A 20,949-nucleotide genomic window follows, 5' to 3' on the forward strand; every position below is an offset into this window, starting at 1 on the left:
GCCAGGAAGAATCAGGACAGCCGGTTTTGGCCCCTCTTGCGGCATAATCCCTCCCGGCAGTGCGCACCCTAACCTGTAAAGACATACACGGGAGGATATATATGAAAACACAAGGGATGACGGCGGCAGCCCTCCTTCTGGCTCTGGTTACGCTTGGGGCCTGCAGCCGGGAGATGGGAATAGGGGCGACGGATATCAACAAGCACAAAATGACGCCGGGTCCGGGCCTGTCGATCAAAAGCGAAAACCCCGACGGGGCCACCTGGGACAGCACCCGGGTGAACCAGGATGTGCACCCCCGGACCGGCAAGGAATATGTCCAAGGGACACGCCGCGGCGGCGGGCAGGTGCAGGCCCAGAGCGTGAACGATCCGGGCTCCCCGTCTACGGCTGCTCTTCAACCCCAAATAGCCGAAGCGGTAGCGGCGCTTGACGAGGTGACCGGAGCCAATGCCCTTGTTATCGACGGAAAGGGGTATATCGGCGTCATCGTCAAATACGGCTACCCTGACACCGTGATGGATGTTCCCGGGCAAAGCGCGAACGTGGGTGAGGTCTCCGGCAAGCTGAAGGCTAAGGTGGCGGAGGCCGCCCGCCGGATCGATCCCGGGCTGAAGGAAGTCTTCGTCTCCGCCCACCCGGACTTTATCGACCGGATCGACCGGTTTCCGGCGCACACGAAGAGCGGCAAGCCTCTGGAGGGCTATATCCGCGAGTTCGGGACCATCGTCTCGCGTCTGTTTCCCGCAGGATCAGGGCTTCCGTCCGCTTCCGTTACTCCCTGATGCCAAAGAACCGACTGGAAACCCGGTCGGTTCTTTTCGTTAGCCGCGCTTCAGCCGCCATCTGACGTTGGTTACGGAGTTTCATGGAGCACGGAGAAAAACCCCCTTTCGCATCTCCGGGACAGAGAGGAAAGAAGGCTCAGAGGACCGCATTGCTGTTCTTTCAGATTTTCAGTTCCCCAAGCTTGATCAGCTCTACAACCGCTTGCGAACGGCCTTTGACATTCAACTTCTGCATGACGTTCGAAATGTGATTCCGCACGGTTTTCTCGCTGATAAACAGCTGTTGTGCGATATCCTTGGTCGTTTTGTCCTGCACAAGCAATTCAAAAACCTCACGCTCGCGATGGGTTAACAGGAACTTGCTTTTGTGATCGCTGCCCATTATTAGTGTCACCCCTCCTTGCTCGGGATTTGTGTAGGTTACAAGGTTTAGGGATACAGTCAAAGTATAGTATGAAAAGGGCAGGACCTTGGTGCGAAAGGCCCTTAAAAATAGGCTTGCAGCAAGGCCCGGACCACTCCGTTCTACATTGACAGGGGGTGGCACGAATGGTACGATGAGGGCAGTTGCTATAGAAAACCTGGTTTTGTATAGAAAACCTAATAAGACCATTTTGATTAAAATGAGGAAAGCCGCATGGAAACCAAATATCGTGTTCCCGCGCTGGACAAAGCCCATGCCATTCTCCAGCTGGTGGCCGAGGAGCCGTTCCGGCTGAAGCAGGCCGATCTTTCGAAGCGGCTTCAGATTCACAAAAGCTCCGTGTTTTCGCTGCTCCATACGATGGAGGGGCTGGGGTGGCTGGAACGCAGCGGCGACGCCACTTATTCCATAGGCATGAAGCTCGGTCTGTTGGGCCAGTCCTATTACCGCAGCAACAGCCTTATGAACCGGTTTCATCTGGAAGCGAAGGAAACAAAGCAGCGGATCGGAGAGACGATCCAGCTGGCCAAGCTGGACGGATATGAAGTTCTGTATCTGGCGAAGGAGGAGGCTCCCACGCCCGTCCAGCTCGCTTCCAATCCCGGAATGAGATTCCCGGCCCATGCGACCGCCCTCGGCAAATGCCTGCTGGCCTTCGCGGAGTCTGGTGAGCTGGACCGTTACCGGGAAAGCCATCCCCGGCTGGAGGCGCTTACTCCCTATACGGTCACGTCTCATTCCCAATTGGCCGAGCAGCTGGAGACGGTCCGTTCCCAGCGCTATTCGCTGGATACGCAGGAATGCGTAATGGGCTTCATCTGCTGCGCCGCCCCCGTGTTCGGCATGGGCGGGATAGTGGCCGCCGCCGTCAGCAGCTCCATGCCGGAGCATGTATGGCAGGAGAAGAGGGACCTGGTCATCGGAGAGATCGCTGGGCTTGCCGAGCGTTTATCCCAATCAAACTATGTTTGGAGGAATGATGTATGCGTTTACAAGGTAAGGTGGCGCTGATTACCGGCTCCGGTTCGGGGATTGGCAAGAGCTCCGCTCTGCGTTTTGCGGAAGAAGGAGCATTGGTCGTCATTAACGACCTGGATGCGGCCAAAGGAGAAGAAACCTCGGCTGAGATCCGGGCGGCCGGAGGAGAGTCTTTCTTCGTTCGGGCGGATGTAACGAAGCCCGAGGAAGTGAAGGCCATGACGGACGAAATTGTATCCCGCACGGGAAAGATCGACGTGCTCTTCAACAACGCCGGAATAAGCGGCGTCGGGGCTCTACACGAGCTGGAGGAGGACGTATGGGACCGCATCATGGCCATCAACATCAAAGGGGTCTTCCTCCCTTCGAAATACGTCCTGCCTCATATGATGGAACGCCGGTCCGGCTCCATCATTAACATGTCTTCCTGTATAGCCGAAATCGGACTGGCCCGCCGGGCGTCCTACGCCGCAACCAAAGGCGCCGTTTTGGCCTTGACCAAATCCATGCAGGTGGATTACGCTTCTTATGGAATCAGAGTCAACGCTCTGCTCCCGGGAACGATCCTGACTCCTTTTGTAGAGGACTACCTGAAGAAATCCTATGACGATCCGGAAGAGGCTTACCGCTCTCTTAAGACCCGCCAGCTGAGCGGAGACCTGGGCCGTCCGGAGGATGTGGCCCAGGCGGCTCTGTTCCTGGCGTCGGAGGAGTCCAAGTTTATGATGGGATCGCCGCTTTATATTGACGGGGGCGTCGTTTTCGGCAAGAACGCTTAGCCTATCCAACGGAGGAGGAAATGGGAAATGAAATTGGTAACCTTTGTCCATAACGGAGAGTATCAGCTGGGGGTACATACGGAGCAGGGGATCGTGCATGTGGCCAAAGCAGCGGAGCTTGCAGGGGAAAATGCGGTGCTTGATGTTCATGAAGCCATCGAACAGGGCCGCGATGCCGTGAACCGTCTTCAAGCTTTAACGGATCGGGTGCTCGGGGACAGCTCGCTTCAGAAAGCCTGTCTGCTGCCGGAGGAGGGGCTGAAGCTGGGTCCTTGCGTAACCCGTCCTAACAAAATCATATGCGTGGGCCTCAACTATCGCCGGCATGCGGAAGAAACCAACGCCCCTATCCCTCAATACCCGATTCTGTTCAACAAGTTTAACAATACCCTGGCGGCTCAGGGGGAAGACATCGCCCTTCCGAAGGTCACGCAGGAGGTCGATTATGAAGCCGAGCTCGTCATCGTCATCGGACGCACCGCGAAGTATGTTTCCCGAGAGAACGCTCTCGATCATGTCTTCGGTTATTGCAACGTGAATGATCTGTCGGCCCGCGATCTTCAGATGCGTACCGCCCAATGGCTGCTCGGCAAATCCTGCGACGGCTTCAGCCCGCTCGGGCCTTACCTGGTCACGGCCGATGAAGTCGGCAATCCTAACCAACTTAGCATCAAATGTACCGTCAACGGCGAAGTCCGGCAGAATTCCAATACGTCGGATATGATCTTCGCCTGTGACGAAATCGTCAGCTACATTTCCCAGCACATGACGCTCGTACCGGGCGACATTATTCTGACGGGAACGCCGGAGGGCGTGGTGCTCGGTCTTCCGAAGGAAGAGCGCGTTTACCTGAAGGACGGGGACGTGGTGACGATCGAGATTGAGAAGCTCGGGTCGCTGACGAACCGGATGGTAGCCGAGCAGGCGTAACCGGCTTCCCTTTCCAGCGGAATGGACTTATCCCGATATCATTTTCCAAATGAAACAGGCCCGTCTCTAGTTGTAGAGGGGGCCTGTTTTTTTATCCGCCGTGCTTGCCACAAGGAAACTAAAGCTTGATCCGCGTCTCGGGGAGCTCGGGCTTGTTCTCCTTATCCAGGTAGCGGTACAAGATCCGGTAGCCGAACTCCTCGAGCTCGATCACCATTTGCCCGTCCTGGGTCGGCACATGTTCTCCCGATAGAGCGTCCCGCCAGTCATCCGTTTCGCACGGATGGGTCATGGTGGTAATCTCCTCCTGGTTGTTCATGTAGATCATGAAATGCAGATGATGGTCCATCCGCTCGTAAATGATCCGGCGGTCATTGGAGTCGGCTTGCAGGAAGCGGAAATGGCCGGAACGCAGGGCGCGGTTCTTTTTGCGCAGGGAGATCAGAATTTTGTAGAAGTCGTACAGCTCGTTGTCCTGCTTCTGCGGGTCCCACTCCATGCACTTGCGGCAGTCGGGATCGCCCCCTCCTTCCAGTCCGATTTCATCGCCGTAGAAGATGCAGGGGGTCCCCATGTAGGTAAGGAGAAAGACAACGGCCAGCTTTAAGCGCCGTTTATCCCCGCCGCAAATGGTCAGGGCCCGGGGCGTATCGTGGCTGCAGAGAAGGTTGAAGACCACTTCATTCGCCTGCTGCGGATAGCGCATCAGAAGAGAACCCATGCTGTTCGCAAACGAGTAGCCGTCCATATGGTCCTGGGAGAAGAATTCCAGAATTTTGTTGGAGAAGGGATAGTTCATGACCGAATCGAACTGGTCGCCGAGCAGCCACACAATCGAGTCGTTCCATACCTCTCCCACTATGTAAGCTTCCGGATTGGCTTTCTTGACCACGCTGCGGAATTCCCGCCAGAAGTGGTGATCGACCTCGTTGGCCACGTCCAGCCTCCAGCCGTCCAGCTTGATCTCTTCGATCCAGTAACGGGCGATATCGAGAAGATATTCCTTCACTTCAGGGTTTGCCGTGTTGAACTTGGGCATGTCCCCGAAGAAGCCGAAGGTATCGTAAGTCGGGATGCCGTCATGAACGGCGAGCGGGAACTCGTTAATATGGAACCAGTCCGCATAACGGGAATCCTTTCCCTTTTCCTTCACATCGACGAATGGGGGGAACTGGGAGCCGCTGTGGTTGAACACCGCGTCGAGCATGACCTTCAAGCCTTTCTCGTGGCATTTCTCCACAAGCTCCTTCAACAGCTCATTCGTTCCGAAATGAGGGTCTACCTTCTTGTAATCAATCGTATCGTATTTATGGTTGCTCGGGGACTCGAAGATGGGGGTGAAGTAGATGGCGTTGACGCCCAGGTCCACCAAGTAATCCAGCTTGTCCATGACCCCTTGAAGATCTCCTCCGAAGGAGTTCGTGGTGGTCGGCTGGCCGCCCCAAGGCTCGGTTCCCTCCGGATCGTTGGCGGGATCCCCGTTGCAGAAGCGCTCGGTGAAGATTTGGTAGAAAACCGCATCCTTGGCCCATTCCGGAGGATTGAACACGTCGATCTCATGCAGATAAGGATATTCGAAATACCCGCCGGGCGGGTGGGGCTCGCTGTTGAAGATGCCGGTTTCGATCAGCCACAGCGTTTCGCTGCCCGCGGTTATCTTAAAGCCGTAAGTCAGCCTGCGGAAGGCAGGCTTTACGGCAACCTCCCAGTAATCAAAGATGGCATCAGAAGCCGTTTTGTCCATGGAGAGTGTCGCAGCCGTACGGTTCCAATCGTATTTATCCCCGGTTACGGCATAGACGGCTTCCACATCGTCCCGCTTGGTGCGGAAACGAAGGTGGAGGGTTTCGTTGTCGTACGCATAGGCCCAATTGTTGCGCGGCCCGTGATGAAAGGCTTCCAAATGCATGAATCGTCAGCTCCTCAGACACCAAAATGATCTACTTCCATTCTTACACCAAGCAAGCAAGCTAGAAACAAAGAAGGCCGGTGCCGCCGCAAACCGCAGGCAAAAGTTGCATTCGGGGCATTAACCTACTAAATTGGAAGAAGATGCAGAAGCGATAAGGATGAATAGGCAGGGGGAGCCGAGATGACGGATTGGTATGAAGAAAGCTTCGGCGAGGACTACTTGCTCGTCTATAAACACCGGGATGCCAAAGGAGCCAAGGTAGAAGTCCATAACATGATCCGCTGGCTTCAGCTGGCGAAAGGCTCGCGTGTGCTGGATCTGTGCTGCGGAATGGGAAGGCATTCCCTGGCCCTGGCCGAATGCGGCTTCCGGGTGACCGGAATGGATCTTTCGAGCGTCCTGCTCCAGGAAGCACGGCGCCGCGACACCGGACGGAAGATTACGTGGGTTGAGGGGGACATGAGGCAAGTCCCGCTCGAAGGCCCTTATCACGCGGTCGTGAACTTATTTACTTCGTTCGGTTATTTTGATAACGATGAGCAAAATGAGGCGGTTTTTCACGAAATTCACCGGCTGCTGGAGCCGGGAGGCCGGTTCATTGTCGATTTCCTCAATCCGGACCATGTAGCCCGGCATCTCGTACCGGAGTCCGTAAGAACGGAAGGGGCCGTCACCATCCGGGAAAACCGGATCATCGAGAACGGCTTCGTCCGCAAAATGATCACGCTGGAGGAGACCGGCAAGCCTCCCCGGCATTACACCGAGCAAGTCAAGCTGTACCGGCTGAAGGATTTTCGGGCCTTCGCCGGGAAGTCCGGGCTCCGCTTGGACTGCATATACGGCGGCTACAACGGAGAACCTTATCACGAGAACGAATCGCCGAGAATTATCCTTGTCGGCTCCAGAAAGGAATCCTCTTCCTCATGAAAACACTTGTCAAGGGAACCATCCATCAAGTCAAAGTCCCGCTTCCGTTTCCTCTCCGCTGGGTGAACAGCTATCTGCTCGCGGGCGACGACGGGGTAACCGTTATCGACCCGGGGCTTCATACGCCCGCTTCCGAGGAGCTTTGGGAGAAGGAGCTTCGGGAAGCGGGGCTGGGCTTCTCCGACATCTCCTCCATAGTCCTTACCCATCATCACCCGGATCATTACGGGTTGGCCGGTTGGTTCCAGGAACGGACAGGGGCGCCTGTCCGCCTATCGCCCGAAGGCCTTCGGCAGGCTCGTCTGCTGTGGGGAAGAGGCGAGCCGTTAACGGCCGCGATCAGGGACCTGTTCGCACGTCACGGAATGCCGGAAGAGCTTCTTAACGAGCTGACCGTTCATATGGAGGGTTTCCTTCCCCAGATCAGCCCCCAGCCTGACGTGACGGTTCTCGAAGAAGGAGAGCGGCTCCGGATGGGGGGCCGGGACTGGGATATAATCGAGACCGGAGGGCATGCGTCCGGCCATCTTTCGTTCTACGATCCGGAAACGCTAGCCATGATCTGCGGGGATCACGTTATCCCGCAAATTTCCCCTAACGTCAGCTACATTCCAGGCATCGACGAGAACCCGCTCGCCACCTATCTTAAGGATCTGCGCCGGGTAAGCGGGTTCGAGGTCGAGAAAGCTTATCCGGGCCACCGGGAGCCTTTTACGGGGTTTTCCCGGCGCGCGCTGGACCTCGTCGTTCATCACGAGGAGAGACTCGACCGCATGGCAGGCGCCCTGACGGGAGAGCCCCTGACGGCCTATGAACTATGCATCGCCTTTTTCGGCAGCAGGCTGTCCATTCACCAGCTTCGGTTTGCGATGGCGGAAACCTTGGCCCACCTCTTCTTCCTGGCGGCCGACGGAAGGGTGAAGGAGGAAGAAACGGCGAGCGGTATCCTTTATCGGCACCACGGATAAGAAACGCATACCCTGGCCTGCCGGCTAGACCAGCTCATGCTCCTCCGCATGGGCTTGTTTGCGGTGGGCAAGGCGGCTGCAGGCCGAGGCGGCGATGGCGCTCACAATATCATCGAGAAAGGTATGCAGCATAGGGCCGCCCTTGCGGTTAAGGCGGTCTACGATTCCGGGCTTCGTTTTGTCGAGAAACCCGAAATTCGTAAATCCGATGCTTCCGTAGACGTTCACGATCGACAGAGCCAGAATTTCATCGCAGCCATACAGCTTCTCGTCGTTCTCGATCATTTCCTGGAGAGGGGAGAGCAGCTTTCCTTCCTCCGCCAGGATGTCAAGCTGGATTCCCGTCAGGATGGCATTGTGCACCTCCCGCTTAGCGAGTACCCTGTCCACGCTTTCCCGGCATTCGTCCATGGTCAGAACCGGGTAATATTCCTGCTGGGCCAAGTAGACGAGCTCCGCAATATCCTCCCGTCTTACCCCGCGCTTCGTCAGCCATTCGTTCATGGCCTTTTCCACGGCTTCGCTGTTCAGGCTGTACGTCACCAGACGGTCCCCTTTCTATCGATAAATCGCACGGATAAGACAACACCTTCATTGTGGACAAAATGCGGTTATAAAATGCATGGAGGCTCGTATACATAGAGTAAACAAGCTACCCAAAGGGGGATTATCCATGCAGCCCGCCAAACCCGTTCGCCTGCTCGTGGCCGCCTCGCTCGTCGTCATGCTGACCTCCGGCTGTTCCTTGCTCGGCAAGGATAGCGCAAAGCAATCCATCGACCCTCCCCGCGAGGATACCGAGACCATGCTGCAGACGGTCATTAAGGATGCCCAGAAGAACAACGCCTCCCAGAACGCCCAGTCGACCCAGGTCACCCTTTATTTCAAGGATGACAAGGGGTTTGTTTCCCCGCTCAGCCTGCCGGTCGCCTCGACGGAAGGTATAGCCAAGAAAACGCTGGAGTCCATGGTGGAGGACGGCCTTCCGAAGGCCCAGCTCCCCAAAGGCTTTACCGCCCTGCTGCCGAAAGGAACCAAGGTGAAAAGCCTCGACATCAAGACGGAGAGCAAGCTCGCCGTCGTCGATTTCAGCAAGGAATTCACCAACTACAACGTGCAGGATGAACGCAAAATGATCGAAGCGGTCACGTGGGCGCTGACCGGGTTTCCTTCCATCGAGCAGGTGGAGCTTCGGGTAGAAGGCAAAAAGCTGCCGGAGATGCCTATGGGAGCTACTCCTCTGGACGGGACGCTGTCGCGTGCTATGGGGATTAACCTGGAAATCGCTCCGGGGGTGAATCCGGGACAGTCCGTACCCGTCACGCTGTATTTCCAAAGCCATACCGCCGACCATTACGGCTACTATGTGCCGGTAACCCGGATGGTGAAGCGGACGGATCAGGTGGCCAAGGCCGCCGTGGATGAGCTGATCAAGGGCCCGCTTGCCAACAAAGGCCTCGAAGCGGTCATGACACTCGGCACCGAGGTGCTCCAGCTTAAGCAATCCGATGACAACAGCACGGTTACGGTTGATTTCAGCAGCAAATTCCTCGACAAGGATAAAAAGGCTTCGGCCGATGCCGTTCAGGCCGTCGTTCTCTCCCTGACGGAGAACACGAAAGCCTCCAAGGTCCAGATTACGGTCAACGGAGATGCCAAGGTGAGCACGACGGATAACAAGACGAACAGCCAGCCGGTCATGCGTCCGACCCATATCAATCCCCTTAAGCTATAGGGCAACCTATTCCGCTTATAAGTGGGCGGCGGAATAAACGTTTGACGTCTTCCGCATAATAGGGCAGTCCGTGGGGGCCGGGAATTCATTTCCGGCCCCCTTCCGCTAAACGCGTCCCAACAAAGGAAGGGATGAGCAGAAGGGAGGATGCTTTTCCCTTCCGGCTCTGCTAAACTATATAGAGTTTTGGTTTACCCTATAGAAGAATCGCCAATTCCAAGCACTAGAGGCTGCAGCCGTTCCAGGAGGATATCGAATGAGAATAGACGGAAGACAGAACAACGAGACGCGTCCCGTCCGGATTACAACGAATTACATTAAGCATGCCGAGGGCTCGGTCCTTATCGAGGTAGGAGAAACGAAGGTGATCTGCACCGCGTCGGTAGAAGAACGCGTTCCGCCGTTCATGAAAGGGCAGGGGCGGGGCTGGGTGACCGCAGAATATTCCATGCTGCCGCGCGCCACCCAAACGCGCAACCAGCGGGAAGCCGCCAAGGGCAAGCTGGGAGGGCGGACCATGGAGATCCAGCGCCTGATCGGCCGGGCGCTGCGTTCGGTCGTCAGCCTGGAGAGGCTTGGAGAGCGGACGATTACCCTCGACTGCGATGTCATACAGGCAGACGGGGGGACCCGCACCACTTCCATTACGGGAGCGTTCGTCGCGATGGCCATGGCGATCCATAAAATTTCCGAAACGAAGAACCTGCCCAAGTTTCCCATAACGGATTTCCTGGCGTCGGTGAGCGTAGGCATAGTTAATGAAGAGACCTACCTGGATCTTGCTTACGAAGAGGATTCGAAAGCCAAGGTGGACATGAACGTGGTGATGACCGGAAGCGGTAAATTCGTTGAGGTGCAGGGCACAGGCGAAGAATCGCCGTTCAGCCGGGAAGAGCTGAACTCCCTCCTTGCTTCCGCCGAAGCGGGGATTCTGTCGATGATCGAGGTGCAGAAAGAGGCGCTCGGTCCCATCGCCGGCAAGATTGGGGGCTAGTCTCATATGAAGCTGAACGAGCGGATCATTGTTGCCACCCGCAACGCCGGCAAAGCGAAGGAATTCAGCCGCCTGCTGGAGCCGTTCGGCGTTGCGGTCGGCTCGCTGCTGGATCATCCGGAGCTGCCCGAAGTGGAAGAGACAGGAACGACCTTCGCCGAGAATGCGATGCTGAAGGCCCGCACGATAGCGGAGCTTCTCCGGATTCCCGTTCTTGCGGATGATTCCGGCCTATGCGTGGATGCGCTGAACGGGGCTCCGGGCGTTTACTCCGCCCGTTACGCCGGGGAGCATGCCGCCGATGCCGACAACAACGCCAAGCTGCTGAAGGAGCTGGCTCCTTTTGGCCTTCGGCCGATAGGCGGAGGGGACTCACTGCCGGTGACGGAGGACCAGGCGTCCGGGCAAGAAGCCGCCCCGGGGAGGGAGCAGCCGCTTGTCTACAGCCCCGCCCGGTTTGTCTGCGTTCTCGCGGTCTTCGACCCTGGGAGCGGGGGGGGACTCACCGTTGAAGGGGAATGCCGCGGGTACATTCTGCCGGCTCCGCGCGGCTCCAACGGGTTCGGCTACGACCCCTTATTCTACATCCCGGCCAGCCGCCAGACTTTGGCCGAAATGACAATGGAGAAGAAGAACGCGGTCAGCCACCGGGCCCAGGCGCTTCACGAGCTGGTACAGGTGCTGGAGAAGCGGACCTGATCCTATTTGTTTTCCCTGAAACGACCAAAGGCCTCCTTACGGACGCCGGCCTGATGTAGGCCGGCCGCCCGAGGGAGGCCTTTTTGCTTAGGAGTTGGGCTGATGTTTCGATTATTTGACGCTGACCTTATATTCCCGAAGCCAGGTGTCCACTTGGCCGAGATAGGCAAAAAGCTGCGGCCCGCTCATCAGCTGGCCGAACCAGGGGATGTTCATATCCGCCTCTTCCGAGGAGGCCAGCTGGCGGATCCGGGGCACATCGATCAAGGGCAGGAGGGGAGAGGAGGAGTCATCCAGAATCTCCAGCACCCACCGGCGGACGGCGGCCAGGTACGAAGGGTTGTGGGTTTTGGGGTACGGGCTTTTTTTGCGGGTCAGCACATCGTCCGGCAGCACTCCCTTCAGCGCGCGGCGGAGAATGCCCTTCTCCCTGTCTCCGGCCGTCTTGATTTCCCAGGGGATGTTCCACACGTACTCCACCAGGCGGTGGTCGCAGAAGGGGACCCGGACCTCCAGGCCGACCGCCATGCTCATCCGGTCCTTGCGGTCAAGAAGAGTGGGCATGAATCTCGTCACATTCAAGTAAGAGATTTCGCGGATGCGCCGCTGCTGGTCATTCTCGCCGTCGAGGTAAGGAACCTCGTCAAGCGCCTGGCGGTACCGCTCCGCGGCGTAAGCCTCCGGCCGGATGTAAGCCGTCATTTCCGGATTCAGGACGGCGAGGCGCTCCTGCATCTTAAGCGACCAGGGAAACGTGTTCGCCTTCAACGATTCGTCGCGGTGAAACCAAGGGTAGCCGCCGAATATTTCGTCGGCCGCCTCGCCCGAAACCGCCACGGTGGCGTGTTTCTTGATTTCCCGGCAGAAGAGGAGCAGGGAAGCGTCCACGTCGGCCATGCCGGGAAGGTCCCTTGCCCGGACCGCATTCTTCAGAGCGGCGACGAGCTCGGGCGTATCGAATTCGACCCAATGATGCTCCGTCCCCAAATGCTCGGTCATCCGGCGGATCCAGGGGGCGTCGGAGTTGGGCTGGAAGGCGTTCGCTTTGAAGTGCTTGTCGTTGTCCGCGTAATCCACGGAGAAGGTGGGGACCACTCCCTGTCCGGTCCCCTGGTAATACAGGGCGGCAAGCGAGGTCAGGGCGCTGGAGTCCAGGCCGCCGGACAGAAGGGTGCAGACCGGCACATCCGACACGAGCTGCCGTTCGACCGTGTCCTTCAGCAGGAAATGAATCGTTTCGGCGGTCTGGTCTACGTTGTCGAGGTGCGGCCGGCTGACAAGACGCCAATAAGCGGCCGTGCGAACCCCGTTCGCGCCAACCGTCATGCAGTGGCCCGCCTTCAGCTCCGACAGGCGCTTGTATACACCGACGCCCGGCGTCCGGGCGGGACCGAGCGCGAATACCTCCGCCAGCCCTTCCGCATCCACTTCGGCGGGGAAGTCCGGGTGGGCGATAATCGCTTTAGGCTCGGAGCCGAACAGAAACACGGAGCCCAGGTCGGAATAAAAAAGAGGCTTGACGCCAAGCCGGTCTCTAGCCAGGAAGAGCTCCTGGTTCTCATCGCTCCATACCGCGAAAGCAAATATGCCGTTCAGCCGGTCTAGGCAGGCCTTCCCCCATTCGACAAAGGCCAGCAGAAGAACCTCGGTGTCGCAGTTGGTCCGGAAGCGGTGGCCCCGCGTTTCGAGCTCCCTGCGCAGATCCGGGGCGTTATACAGCTCGCCGTTGTATACGATGGTGAAGGAATGATCGCCGTGGTATCGGGTCATCGGCTGGGCGCCGTTCTCCGGATCGATGACACTCAGTCTCCGGTGGCCGAGGGCGCAGTGCCGGGAGATCCAGGTGCCCGAAGCATCAGGACCCCGGGCCGCCATCGTTTCGGTCATGTTTTCAAGGGTGGTGGGGTGAAGGGTTAAATCCTTTTGCCAGTCCAGCCAGCCTGTAATTCCGCACATAGGTTTCATCCCTTTCGATACGAACTCTCGATGACGTGTTCACTTTCGACACCATCGCTTACTGCTAAACGATATGCGGAACGATAGCGGATCATGTCTGTCCGCGGCGGGACGGGCGGCGGGATCGGGGGGAAAAGGATAGGCTTGGACACAATAAAAAAAACCGCCCGAGAGGGCGGTTTGCTATGTAAGAAATGGCGTCCCAGGAGGGATTCGAACCCCCGACAACACGCTTAGAAGGCGTGTGCTCTATCCAACTGAGCTACTAGGACAGGATAGACACGGAATAGAATAGTGGAGCGGGTGAAGGGAATCGAACCCTCGCCTCAAGCTTGGGAAGCTGGCGTTCTACCATTGAACTACACCCGCGTTTTCCGCGAAACATGAGTAATAATAGCATAGGAAAATCGGAAAAGCAACCGCTATTTTTTGGCGGTTTGGCGCGGATTTTGCTTTTTGGCCGGCAAACGGATACCATCGGGGTAGGAGGATTTGGAAGGGAGCGGAACACCATCGAACAGCCTAACAAGGATAATGTTATCCTTTTTCCCAAAACGATAGATTTCTACCAGATTGAACTGACCCGGATGCTCGAAACCGAGCGGTACGGAGAAGCAATGAACCTGCTAAGGTTTCTTCTGCAGTGCGAAAGCGGGGATCCCCGGGCCGATGAGGAATGGGCGGCGCTACTCGGCTGGCTGGAGACGATGCGTCCCGAGGAAACGGGGGATTCCGCCGGGGAGGAGCCGGAGGAATCGGAAACCGACATGCTGAGCCGCGCGGTGAAAGATAAAGCCGAAGCCGACAGCCGGTATGTCGACCGGCTGCTTCAGAGCCTGTTCAGCGGCACCTCCGTCGAGAAGATGCTTCTTGCCCTGGAGCAGCTGACCTATGCGGAGCATCCCGGTATCAACGCCGCGCTCATCCAGTGGCTCCGGACGGCTAAGCTTCATCCGATCGTTCTGTTCAAGGGGCTTCAAGCTCTTAAACGGAGAGGGGCGGAGGGGCCGGTCACGTTCAGCCGGCAGGGGAAGATCCAGCAGCTGGATATCGAGGATACGCCGCTGTCGCTCGCGGACTTTCCACCCAAATTTTCGGAGATCATCGGGAGGGTGCAGCAGATCAGCGAGGTCAAGGAGCCGACGCTGTCCTATTTTGCCGAGCATACATGGGCCGATTTCCTGGCCTTCATCTACGGCTCGCCCGCGTACGACAGCCTCCTTTCCCGGAGCCAGGACGAGATGGATGTATGGGCGGCGGCTCTGCACGCCGTTATCCAAGAGTCCATGCAGGGGGGAGCGGACGTGGAGGAAATCCGGGAGATGTACGGCATTACGTCCGAGAACAAAGACCATTGGAAGCAGGCCTACGAGGTCATGCAGAACTTTATGCGCTCGGTTAAACCGGTCTGAGGGACTAGTTCTCCGAATGCCTTGAAATGAAAAGGTTTTATGATTATAATGGAATGGTTATAAAGGCTGCGTGTTAAAAGTCAGGTACATTTTTTGGAGGGGAAAGCATAAAATGAAAGCAAGCTGGGAAAAAATAGAGAAGAACCAAGGCGTACTGACCGTGGAAGTGGAAGCGGAGAAAGTAGCAGTCGCTTTGGATAAGGCATTTAAGAAAGTAGCGGCAAAAGTAAACGTACCGGGCTTCCGTAAAGGAAAAGTGCCACGGTCCCTGTTCGAGTCCCGCTTCGGCGTGGAAAGCCTCTATCAGGACGCTCTCGACATTCTTCTTCCGGAAGCTTACTTCGAGGCGATTCAAGAAACCGGAATCGAGCCGGTTGACCGTCCGGAGGTGGACGTGGAGCAAATGGCGAAGGGACAAGCCCTGAAGTTTACCGCCAAGGTTCAGGTTAAGCCTGAAGTACAGCTCGGCGACTACAAGGGCATCGAAGTTCCGGCCCTGAGCACCGACGTAACGGAAGAAGAGATTGATGCCGAGCTGAAGCAGCTTCAGCAGCGTCATGCCGAGCTGGTTGTCGTGGAAGACGGCGCAGCGGAGAACGGGGACATCACGAGCATCGATTTCGAAGGGTTTGTCGACGGAGAAGCGTTCGAAGGCGGCAAGGCCGAGAAATACTCCCTGGAGCTTGGCTCCAACAGCTTCATCCCGGGCTTTGAGGAACAAGTGGTCGGAATGAAGAAGGGCGAAGAGAAGGACATCGAAGTTACCTTCCCTGAGGAGTACCATGCCGAGGAGCTGAAGGGCAAAGCGGCCGTATTCAAAGTTACTCTTCACGACATCAAACGCAAGAACCTGCCGGTGCTCGACGACGAGTTCGCCAAAGACGTCAGCGAATTCGAAACGCTGGAAGAGTTCAAGCAGGATATCGAGAAGCGTGTGAAGGAAAGAAAAGAGCAGGCCAACCAGCGCGAGAAAGAAAACCTCGTCGTGGACAAAGCCGCCGAAGCGGCTGAGCTCGACATTCCGGCTGCCATGGTCGAAAGCGAAATCGGCCAAATGATCCAGGAGTTCGAGAACCGCCTGAAGGCTCAAGGCATGAACATGGAGCTGTACTACCAGTTCTCCGGCCAGAACGAAGAGGCTCTGAAAGAGCAGATGCGCGGAGACGCCGAGAAGCGCGTCCGCAACAATCTGGTTCTGGAAGCCATCGCGAAAGCCGAGAACATTACGGCAACGGATGAGGAAATCGAAGCCGAGCTGGAGAAAATGGCTCAGACGTACCAGCGTTCTGTGGAAGAAATCCGCAGCATTCTGGAAGCGAACGGCAGCCTGGCCGGCATGAAGAACGACCTCACCGTGCGCAAGACGGTAGATTTTTTGGTCGAAAACAGCAAGATCGCTGAGGATGCAGCGTAAACATAGGAACCAAGGGGCGCGTTAACCAAACGTGCCTTTCTTTTCAGGAAAAGTATTTTGAACTATCTGAAAGTTTCGGAATAGGCTAACGGAACGGAATCCGAAGGATAGGCTAGACAGGCTGTCCGGAGGTGTTGTTTCTAATTCGGCAACAACCGGGTAAAAAATGACACGGCTGTTTAAACATGATAAAATGTTTGGTAAGCGGCAATATTTGACGAGTAAGGGGTTGTGGCTGGATGAGTCTTATACCTATGGTTGTGGAACAAGAGGCCCGGGGTGAACGGTCTTACGATATTTATTCGCGGCTGCTGAAGGACAGAATCATTTTTCTTGGCACCGCCATTGACGACGACGTGGCGAATCTCGTAATCGCCCAGTTGTTATTCCTCGCCGCTCAAGACGCGGAGAAGGACATTCACCTGTATATCAATTCGCCGGGTGGTTCGGTAACCGCAGGAATGGGTATATTTGATACTATGCAGTTCATCAAGCCCGATGTTTCTACGATTTGCGTAGGACTGGCGGCCAGCATGGGTTCCCTGCTGCTTACGGCAGGCGCGAAGGGCAAGCGGTTTGCGCTTCCCAACAGCGAAGTGATGATTCACCAGCCGCTCGGAGGAGTGCGCGGGCAGGCGACGGACATTAAGATTCACGCCGATTGGATCATCAAGACCAAGCAGAAGCTGAACCAAATCTACGTAGAGCGTACGGGACAGCCGCTGGAGAAGATCGAGCGCGATACCGACCGGGATAACTTTATGAGCGCCGAAGAAGCCAAAGCCTATGGGCTGATTGATGAGGTTATCACTCGTAGCGATTTGAATGACAAGGGGTGATCCAATGTTTAAATTTAACGAAGAGAAAGGCCAGCTGAAATGCTCCTTCTGCGGCAAATCGCAGGACCAGGTGCGCAAGCTTGTCGCCGGTCCGGGTGTCTATATCTGTGATGAGTGTATCGAGCTTTGCACGGAAATCGTGGAAGAAGAGCTCGGTCATGAAGAAGAGCTGGACTTGAAGGATGTTCCGAAACCGAAGGACATCCGCCATATTCTGGATCAATACGTTATCGGCCAGGACCAAGCCAAGAAATCGTTGTCCGTTGCCGTTTATAACCACTATAAACGCATTAATTCCCAATCGAAGCCCGAAGACGTCGAGCTTCAGAAGAGCAACATTCTGCTTCTCGGACCGACCGGAAGCGGGAAAACCCTTCTGGCCCAGACGCTGGCGAAGATCCTGAATGTTCCGTTTGCCATTGCGGACGCCACTTCCTTAACGGAAGCGGGCTACGTAGGGGAAGACGTAGAGAACATTCTGCTTAAGCTGATCCAAGCGGCAGATTTCGATGTGGAGAAGGCCGAGCGCGGGATTATTTATATCGATGAAATCGATAAAGTGGCCCGCAAATCGGAAAACCCGTCGATTACCCGCGATGTTTCCGGAGAAGGCGTACAACAAGCGCTTCTTAAGATTCTCGAAGGTACGGTTGCTTCCGTTCCCCCTCAAGGAGGACGAAAGCATCCTCATCAGGAATTCATCCAGATCGACACCACCAATATCCTCTTTATTGTGGGAGGAGCTTTTGACGGCCTGGAGTCCATCATCAAGCGCCGGATCGGCAAGAAAGTGATCGGTTTCGGCAGCGACGGACACAAAACAGCCGATCTCAAGCCGGGTGAGTACCTGTCCATGGTGCTGCCGGAAGACCTGCTGAAATTCGGGCTGATCCCCGAGTTCGTCGGCCGTCTGCCGGTCATCTCTACGCTGGAGCCGCTTGATGAAGCCGCTCTGGTCCGCATCCTCTCCGAGCCGAAGAACGCTCTCGTGAAGCAGTACCAGAAGCTGCTGGAGATGGATAACGTGGCCCTGGAGTTCAATGCGGAGGCGTTGGATGCCATTGCCAAGGAAGCGATCAAACGGAACACCGGCGCACGCGGCCTGAGAGCCATCATCGAGAGCATTATGCTGGACGTGATGTTCGAAATTCCTTCCCGCACCGACGTTTCCAACTGCGTGGTGACGAAGGAAACCGTACAGGATAAAGTGACGCCGACGCTGACGCCTAAAGAAGGCAGCCCCAAGAAGAAGGAAGAGAGCGCCTAACGCGCTTTCCATACTATAAAACCGACACCTCCAATCCGGGTGGCTTCCAGTAAGTGGAATCATCCGGAGCGGGGGATGTTTGGTGTAATGGGAGAGAAACCGGTATGTTTCATCGTAAAGATACGGTACCCGTCCGAGTCGGTAACCTGACGATCGGCGGAAGCGACGAAGTCATTATCCAGAGCATGTGTACGACGAAAACTGCGGACGTTGCGGCCACGGTGGCGGAAATTCACCGTCTCGAAGAGGCCGGCTGTCAAATCGTTCGGGTAACGGTTAACAATAAAGAGGCTGCGGAGGCCATTAAGGAAATCAAGAAGCAGATTTCTATCCCGTTGGTCGCGGATATTCATTTTGACCATCGGCTGGCCTTAACGGCTATTGAGAATGGAATCGACAAGGTCCGGATTAACCCGGGCAATATAGGCAAACGGGATAAGGTGGAGGCCGTTGTCCGGGCTTGCAAGGAGCGGGGCATTCCGATCCGGATCGGCGTTAACGCCGGGTCGCTGGAGAAGCACCTGCTGGACAAGTACGGTTATCCGACTCCGGAAGCGATGGTCGAAAGCGCCCTTTTTCACATCGGAATTCTGGAAGAGCTGGACTTCCATGACATCATCGTCTCCCTTAAGGCTTCGGACGTTCCGATGGCCATTGCGGCTTACACGAAGGCGGCCGAGGCGTTCCGTTATCCCCTTCACCTGGGGATAACGGAGTCCGGTACGCTTTTCTCCGGTACGATCAAGAGCTCCGCTGGAATCGGGGCCCTGCTTTCTCTTGGAATCGGCAATACGGTGAGGATTTCCTTAAGCGCGGATCCTGTGGAAGAAGTAAAGGTAGCCCGGGAGCTGCTTAAAACCTTCGGCCTGATCTCCAACGCCGCGACCCTGGTCTCTTGCCCGACCTGCGGACGCTTGGACATTGACCTGTTCTCCATTGCCAATGAAGTGGAAGAATACATTTCCAAAATCAAGGTGCCGATCAAAGTATCGGTGCTGGGATGTGCCGTAAACGGACCGGGAGAAGCCCGCGAAGCGGATATCGGCATAGCCGGCGCCCGCGGCGAGGGAATGCTGTTCCGCTACGGGGAAATGGTTCGGAAAGTCCCCGAAGCCGATCTTCTGTCGGAATTGAAGAAAGAAATCGATCATATTGTGGACGAATACGAAAAGACCGGAGTAATCCCCGGCCGTAAGCATTAATGTCCTTCCCATAGGCGGGTCTTCTTACTAAAGAAGGCCTGCTTTTTCTTTGTTAGGCCAATAAAATATTTCCAGGGGAATAATTGTCCCTTCGTAAACAAATACCATAGCTACCAACAACCTGTTAGCAGGCTAGGAGGCTGGCTATGAAGTGGATAAGTCATGCGGGTAAAGCGGTCCTTTGCGCCTTGGCTCTGGGAGCGGCTCTTGCTTTTCCGGCGGGCAAGGGAAAGGCGGACCCGGTTTCCGTAAAGAAGGCGGCTATCATTATCGATGACTTTGGGAACGACCTCAAAGGAACGAAAGAGATGATGGAGCTCCCCGTTCCGTTTACAGCGGCTGTCATGCCGTTCCTGCCCACAACCAAGCGGGATGCCGAGTGGGCCCATCGGCTGGGCCACGATGTGCTCGTCCATCTTCCCATGGAACCGGTAAAGGGCAAGAAGAGCTGGCTTGGCCCCCATCCAATCATGACCGACCTGTCGGATGAAGAAATTCGCAAGCGGGTAGAAGCGGCCATTGACGATGTTCCCTATGCCATTGGCATGAATAACCACATGGGGTCAAAGGCGACGGCTGACGAACGGGTCATGAGAATCGTTCTCGAAGTATGCCGGGAGAGGCATCTCCTATTCTTCGACAGCCGGACAAGCTACCGGAGCCAGGTGCCCGTCTTGGCCAAGCAGCTTGGGGTGCGCACCGAGGAGAACCAGCTGTTCTTTGACGACGTCTACAGCCGGAGCCACATCATCAAGCAGCTGGCTCTCTTCAAGAAGAAGCTCGACCAGAACCGGGTCTGCACCGCCATCGGTCATGTCGGAGTAACCGGTGTCCCCATGGCGGAAGAGCTCAAGAAAACGGTGCTGGAGCTTTCTCCGGAGGTTACCTTCCTAACCTTGAGCGAATTTATCGCGGTGAAAACGAAGGGAAATCAGGATGAGGCATCTCCGGAGTCTGCGGGCAAGCTCCAAAATTGACGCACAGCCTCGCCCAACGCTTGAACGAGCTCGTCTTGTCCTTTGGGTGAAGTGAGCCTGGCCCGGTCGGCCGCATTAGAAAGAAAACCAAGCTCCACGATGACGGTGGGGCTTTTTATGCGTTTAAGAATGTAAAAGGTTTTTCCTAAAACCGGGACGTTATTCGTCCCGTAAACACGATTCAGGGAAGTTTGAAGAAGGCGGGAGAGCTGATGGCTTTCCGGATTCGCCTTAGAGTACAACACTATCCCGCCCGATTTGCCTGTACGGGGGCTGGTGTTCACATGCAGACTGAGCACAAGACGGGGATGCAGCAGGTTGGCTATCCCAGCCCGCTGCCCCAGATCCCGCAGATGGCGCGACGGGTTGGGCATCCATTGGTTGTCCTCGCTCGGGGCGTAATCTCCAGTGCGGTCCAAGACGGTCCGGTACCCGAGTCCTGTCAGATGGTCGTAGAGCTTGCGTCCCATCGCAAGGTTGATGTCTTTTTCCAGCAGGCTTCCTTCCGATGTTCCTCCATCAATTCCCCCATGTCCGGCATCGATGACGATATCGGCGGAAGGAAGCAGCACCGGGTCTACCTGGACGTGAAGAGGGTGAACCTCCGGCACCGAGAACCCCCCGAGCATAATCAAGGAAGCCGCAAGGGAGGGAAGAAGCAGAAGGGAACGGCAGGTTCGTTTCATGAGGCAGCTCTCCCTTTATCAATATAGTGGAATAGAGTCTTATTGCTTAAGATGCTCAGCTG

General features: G+C 56.3%; 20 protein-coding genes and 2 tRNA genes. 15 read left to right on the forward strand and 7 right to left on the reverse strand.

The window, feature by feature from the left end:
- The first annotated feature begins 101 nt into the window (after positions 1-101).
- Positions 102-785 (forward strand): YhcN/YlaJ family sporulation lipoprotein, encoded by a 684-nt coding sequence (locus MJA45_RS07740; protein ID WP_315606694.1) that lies wholly within the window; start codon positions 102-104, stop codon positions 783-785.
- 163 nt (positions 786-948) lie between these two features.
- Here MJA45_RS07740 and MJA45_RS07745 read toward each other — a convergent pair whose 3' ends face one another.
- Positions 949-1,173, reverse strand: a complete 225-nt coding sequence (locus MJA45_RS07745) for a helix-turn-helix domain-containing protein (RefSeq protein WP_315607959.1) — start codon at positions 1,171-1,173, stop codon at positions 949-951.
- A 252-nt stretch (positions 1,174-1,425) separates the two neighbouring features.
- Between MJA45_RS07745 and MJA45_RS07750 the strand changes: the two genes are divergently transcribed.
- The 3 genes from MJA45_RS07750 to MJA45_RS07760 are packed head-to-tail and all read left to right on the forward strand — an operon-like array spanning position 1,426 to position 3,899.
- A complete protein-coding gene (locus MJA45_RS07750) occupies positions 1,426-2,223 on the forward strand; it encodes an IclR family transcriptional regulator (protein WP_315606695.1) in 798 nt (265 codons plus the stop codon).
- Entirely contained in the window at positions 2,196-2,969 is a 774-nt protein-coding gene (locus MJA45_RS07755; RefSeq protein WP_315606696.1) for an SDR family NAD(P)-dependent oxidoreductase, read from the forward strand. Before MJA45_RS07750 ends, MJA45_RS07755 begins: the two co-directional genes overlap by 28 nt.
- Before the next feature lie 27 nt (positions 2,970-2,996).
- The gene (locus MJA45_RS07760; RefSeq protein WP_315606697.1) at positions 2,997-3,899 is read left to right on the forward strand and encodes a fumarylacetoacetate hydrolase family protein; all 903 of its coding nucleotides are present in this window, start codon (positions 2,997-2,999) and stop codon (positions 3,897-3,899) included.
- Between the two features lie 118 nt (positions 3,900-4,017).
- Here MJA45_RS07760 and MJA45_RS07765 read toward each other — a convergent pair whose 3' ends face one another.
- Complete coding sequence (locus MJA45_RS07765; protein ID WP_315606698.1) at positions 4,018-5,808, reverse strand: alpha-glycosidase; 1,791 nt, start codon at positions 5,806-5,808, stop codon at positions 4,018-4,020.
- Positions 5,809-5,991: 183 nt separating this feature from the next.
- Here MJA45_RS07765 and MJA45_RS07770 point away from each other — a divergent pair, with 183 nt between their 5' ends.
- Positions 5,992-6,738, forward strand: coding sequence for a class I SAM-dependent methyltransferase (locus tag MJA45_RS07770; RefSeq protein ID WP_315606699.1), 747 nt, complete (start codon positions 5,992-5,994; stop codon positions 6,736-6,738).
- Entirely contained in the window at positions 6,735-7,706 is a 972-nt protein-coding gene (locus MJA45_RS07775; protein ID WP_315606700.1) for an MBL fold metallo-hydrolase, read from the forward strand. The genes MJA45_RS07770 and MJA45_RS07775 overlap by 4 nt, the downstream gene beginning before the upstream one ends.
- A gap of 24 nt (positions 7,707-7,730) precedes the next feature.
- On the opposite strand, the gene MJA45_RS07780 is transcribed toward MJA45_RS07775, so the two are convergent.
- Positions 7,731-8,252, reverse strand: coding sequence for a phosphatidylglycerophosphatase A family protein (locus tag MJA45_RS07780; protein ID WP_315607960.1), 522 nt, complete (start codon positions 8,250-8,252; stop codon positions 7,731-7,733).
- Between the two features lie 127 nt (positions 8,253-8,379).
- On the opposite strand from MJA45_RS07780, the gene MJA45_RS07785 reads away from it, so the two are divergent.
- The 3 genes from MJA45_RS07785 (at position 8,380) to MJA45_RS07795 (ending at position 11,134) form a co-directional block, all read left to right on the forward strand.
- Complete coding sequence (locus MJA45_RS07785; RefSeq protein ID WP_315606701.1) at positions 8,380-9,441, forward strand: GerMN domain-containing protein; 1,062 nt, start codon at positions 8,380-8,382, stop codon at positions 9,439-9,441.
- A 256-nt stretch (positions 9,442-9,697) separates the two neighbouring features.
- Positions 9,698-10,435, forward strand: coding sequence for a ribonuclease PH (gene rph, locus MJA45_RS07790; protein WP_315606702.1), 738 nt, complete (start codon positions 9,698-9,700; stop codon positions 10,433-10,435).
- 6 nt (positions 10,436-10,441) lie between these two features.
- Entirely contained in the window at positions 10,442-11,134 is a 693-nt protein-coding gene (locus MJA45_RS07795) for a non-canonical purine NTP pyrophosphatase (RefSeq protein ID WP_315606703.1), read from the forward strand.
- A gap of 111 nt (positions 11,135-11,245) precedes the next feature.
- On the opposite strand, the gene asnB is transcribed toward MJA45_RS07795, so the two are convergent.
- From asnB to MJA45_RS07810, 3 genes are all read right to left on the reverse strand, one after another.
- Positions 11,246-13,090: an asparagine synthase (glutamine-hydrolyzing) gene (gene asnB / locus MJA45_RS07800; protein ID WP_315606704.1), complete on the reverse strand. Its 1,845-nt coding sequence runs from the start codon at positions 13,088-13,090 to the stop codon at positions 11,246-11,248.
- Positions 13,091-13,285: 195 nt separating this feature from the next.
- Positions 13,286-13,362: transfer RNA gene (locus tag MJA45_RS07805), tRNA-Arg, on the reverse strand.
- A gap of 23 nt (positions 13,363-13,385) precedes the next feature.
- A tRNA-Gly gene (locus MJA45_RS07810) sits at positions 13,386-13,459 on the reverse strand.
- A gap of 68 nt (positions 13,460-13,527) precedes the next feature.
- On the opposite strand from MJA45_RS07810, the gene MJA45_RS07815 reads away from it, so the two are divergent.
- From MJA45_RS07815 to MJA45_RS07840, 6 genes are all read left to right on the forward strand, one after another.
- Positions 13,528-14,502 carry a hypothetical protein gene (locus MJA45_RS07815; protein ID WP_315606705.1) on the forward strand — a complete coding sequence of 325 codons (975 nt, stop codon included), beginning with the start codon at positions 13,528-13,530 and terminating at the stop codon, positions 14,500-14,502.
- Positions 14,503-14,614: 112 nt separating this feature from the next.
- A complete protein-coding gene (gene tig / locus MJA45_RS07820) occupies positions 14,615-15,916 on the forward strand; it encodes a trigger factor (RefSeq protein WP_315606706.1) in 1,302 nt (433 codons plus the stop codon).
- Between the two features lie 239 nt (positions 15,917-16,155).
- The gene (clpP, locus tag MJA45_RS07825) at positions 16,156-16,755 is read left to right on the forward strand and encodes an ATP-dependent Clp endopeptidase proteolytic subunit ClpP (RefSeq protein ID WP_315606707.1); all 600 of its coding nucleotides are present in this window, start codon (positions 16,156-16,158) and stop codon (positions 16,753-16,755) included.
- A gap of 4 nt (positions 16,756-16,759) precedes the next feature.
- On the forward strand, positions 16,760-18,022 hold the full coding sequence (clpX, locus tag MJA45_RS07830) for an ATP-dependent protease ATP-binding subunit ClpX (RefSeq protein ID WP_315606708.1): 1,263 nt from the start codon (positions 16,760-16,762) through the stop codon (positions 18,020-18,022).
- A gap of 104 nt (positions 18,023-18,126) precedes the next feature.
- Complete coding sequence (ispG, locus tag MJA45_RS07835; RefSeq protein WP_315606709.1) at positions 18,127-19,224, forward strand: flavodoxin-dependent (E)-4-hydroxy-3-methylbut-2-enyl-diphosphate synthase; 1,098 nt, start codon at positions 18,127-18,129, stop codon at positions 19,222-19,224.
- 146 nt (positions 19,225-19,370) lie between these two features.
- Positions 19,371-20,201 carry a divergent polysaccharide deacetylase family protein gene (locus tag MJA45_RS07840; protein WP_315606710.1) on the forward strand — a complete coding sequence of 277 codons (831 nt, stop codon included), beginning with the start codon at positions 19,371-19,373 and terminating at the stop codon, positions 20,199-20,201.
- On the opposite strand, the gene MJA45_RS07845 is transcribed toward MJA45_RS07840, so the two are convergent.
- Positions 20,156-20,887 (reverse strand): N-acetylmuramoyl-L-alanine amidase, encoded by a 732-nt coding sequence (locus MJA45_RS07845; protein WP_315606711.1) that lies wholly within the window; start codon positions 20,885-20,887, stop codon positions 20,156-20,158. The genes MJA45_RS07840 and MJA45_RS07845 overlap by 46 nt on opposite strands.
- Between the last annotated feature and the right edge of the window lie 62 nt (positions 20,888-20,949).

Source organism: Paenibacillus aurantius (genome assembly GCF_032268605.1).
Taxonomy (GTDB): Bacteria; Bacillota; Bacilli; order Paenibacillales; family NBRC-103111; genus Paenibacillus_AO; species Paenibacillus_AO aurantius.

Coding starts and splice junctions, on each gene's coding strand:
- MJA45_RS07740 (WP_315606694.1), top strand. CDS start 102: ATGAAAACACAAGGGATGACGGCGGCAGCCCTCCTTCTGGCTCTGGTT.
- MJA45_RS07750 (WP_315606695.1), top strand. CDS start 1,426: ATGGAAACCAAATATCGTGTTCCCGCGCTGGACAAAGCCCATGCCATT.
- MJA45_RS07755 (WP_315606696.1), top strand. CDS start 2,196: ATGCGTTTACAAGGTAAGGTGGCGCTGATTACCGGCTCCGGTTCGGGG.
- MJA45_RS07760 (WP_315606697.1), top strand. CDS start 2,997: ATGAAATTGGTAACCTTTGTCCATAACGGAGAGTATCAGCTGGGGGTA.
- MJA45_RS07765 (WP_315606698.1), bottom strand. CDS start 5,808: ATGCATTTGGAAGCCTTTCATCACGGGCCGCGCAACAATTGGGCCTAT.
- MJA45_RS07770 (WP_315606699.1), top strand. CDS start 5,992: ATGACGGATTGGTATGAAGAAAGCTTCGGCGAGGACTACTTGCTCGTC.
- MJA45_RS07775 (WP_315606700.1), top strand. CDS start 6,735: ATGAAAACACTTGTCAAGGGAACCATCCATCAAGTCAAAGTCCCGCTT.
- MJA45_RS07785 (WP_315606701.1), top strand. CDS start 8,380: ATGCAGCCCGCCAAACCCGTTCGCCTGCTCGTGGCCGCCTCGCTCGTC.
- rph (WP_315606702.1), top strand. CDS start 9,698: ATGAGAATAGACGGAAGACAGAACAACGAGACGCGTCCCGTCCGGATT.
- MJA45_RS07795 (WP_315606703.1), top strand. CDS start 10,442: ATGAAGCTGAACGAGCGGATCATTGTTGCCACCCGCAACGCCGGCAAA.
- asnB (WP_315606704.1), bottom strand. CDS start 13,090: ATGTGCGGAATTACAGGCTGGCTGGACTGGCAAAAGGATTTAACCCTT.
- tig (WP_315606706.1), top strand. CDS start 14,615: ATGAAAGCAAGCTGGGAAAAAATAGAGAAGAACCAAGGCGTACTGACC.
- clpP (WP_315606707.1), top strand. CDS start 16,156: ATGAGTCTTATACCTATGGTTGTGGAACAAGAGGCCCGGGGTGAACGG.
- clpX (WP_315606708.1), top strand. CDS start 16,760: ATGTTTAAATTTAACGAAGAGAAAGGCCAGCTGAAATGCTCCTTCTGC.
- ispG (WP_315606709.1), top strand. CDS start 18,127: ATGTTTCATCGTAAAGATACGGTACCCGTCCGAGTCGGTAACCTGACG.
- MJA45_RS07840 (WP_315606710.1), top strand. CDS start 19,371: ATGAAGTGGATAAGTCATGCGGGTAAAGCGGTCCTTTGCGCCTTGGCT.
- MJA45_RS07845 (WP_315606711.1), bottom strand. CDS start 20,887: ATGAAACGAACCTGCCGTTCCCTTCTGCTTCTTCCCTCCCTTGCGGCT.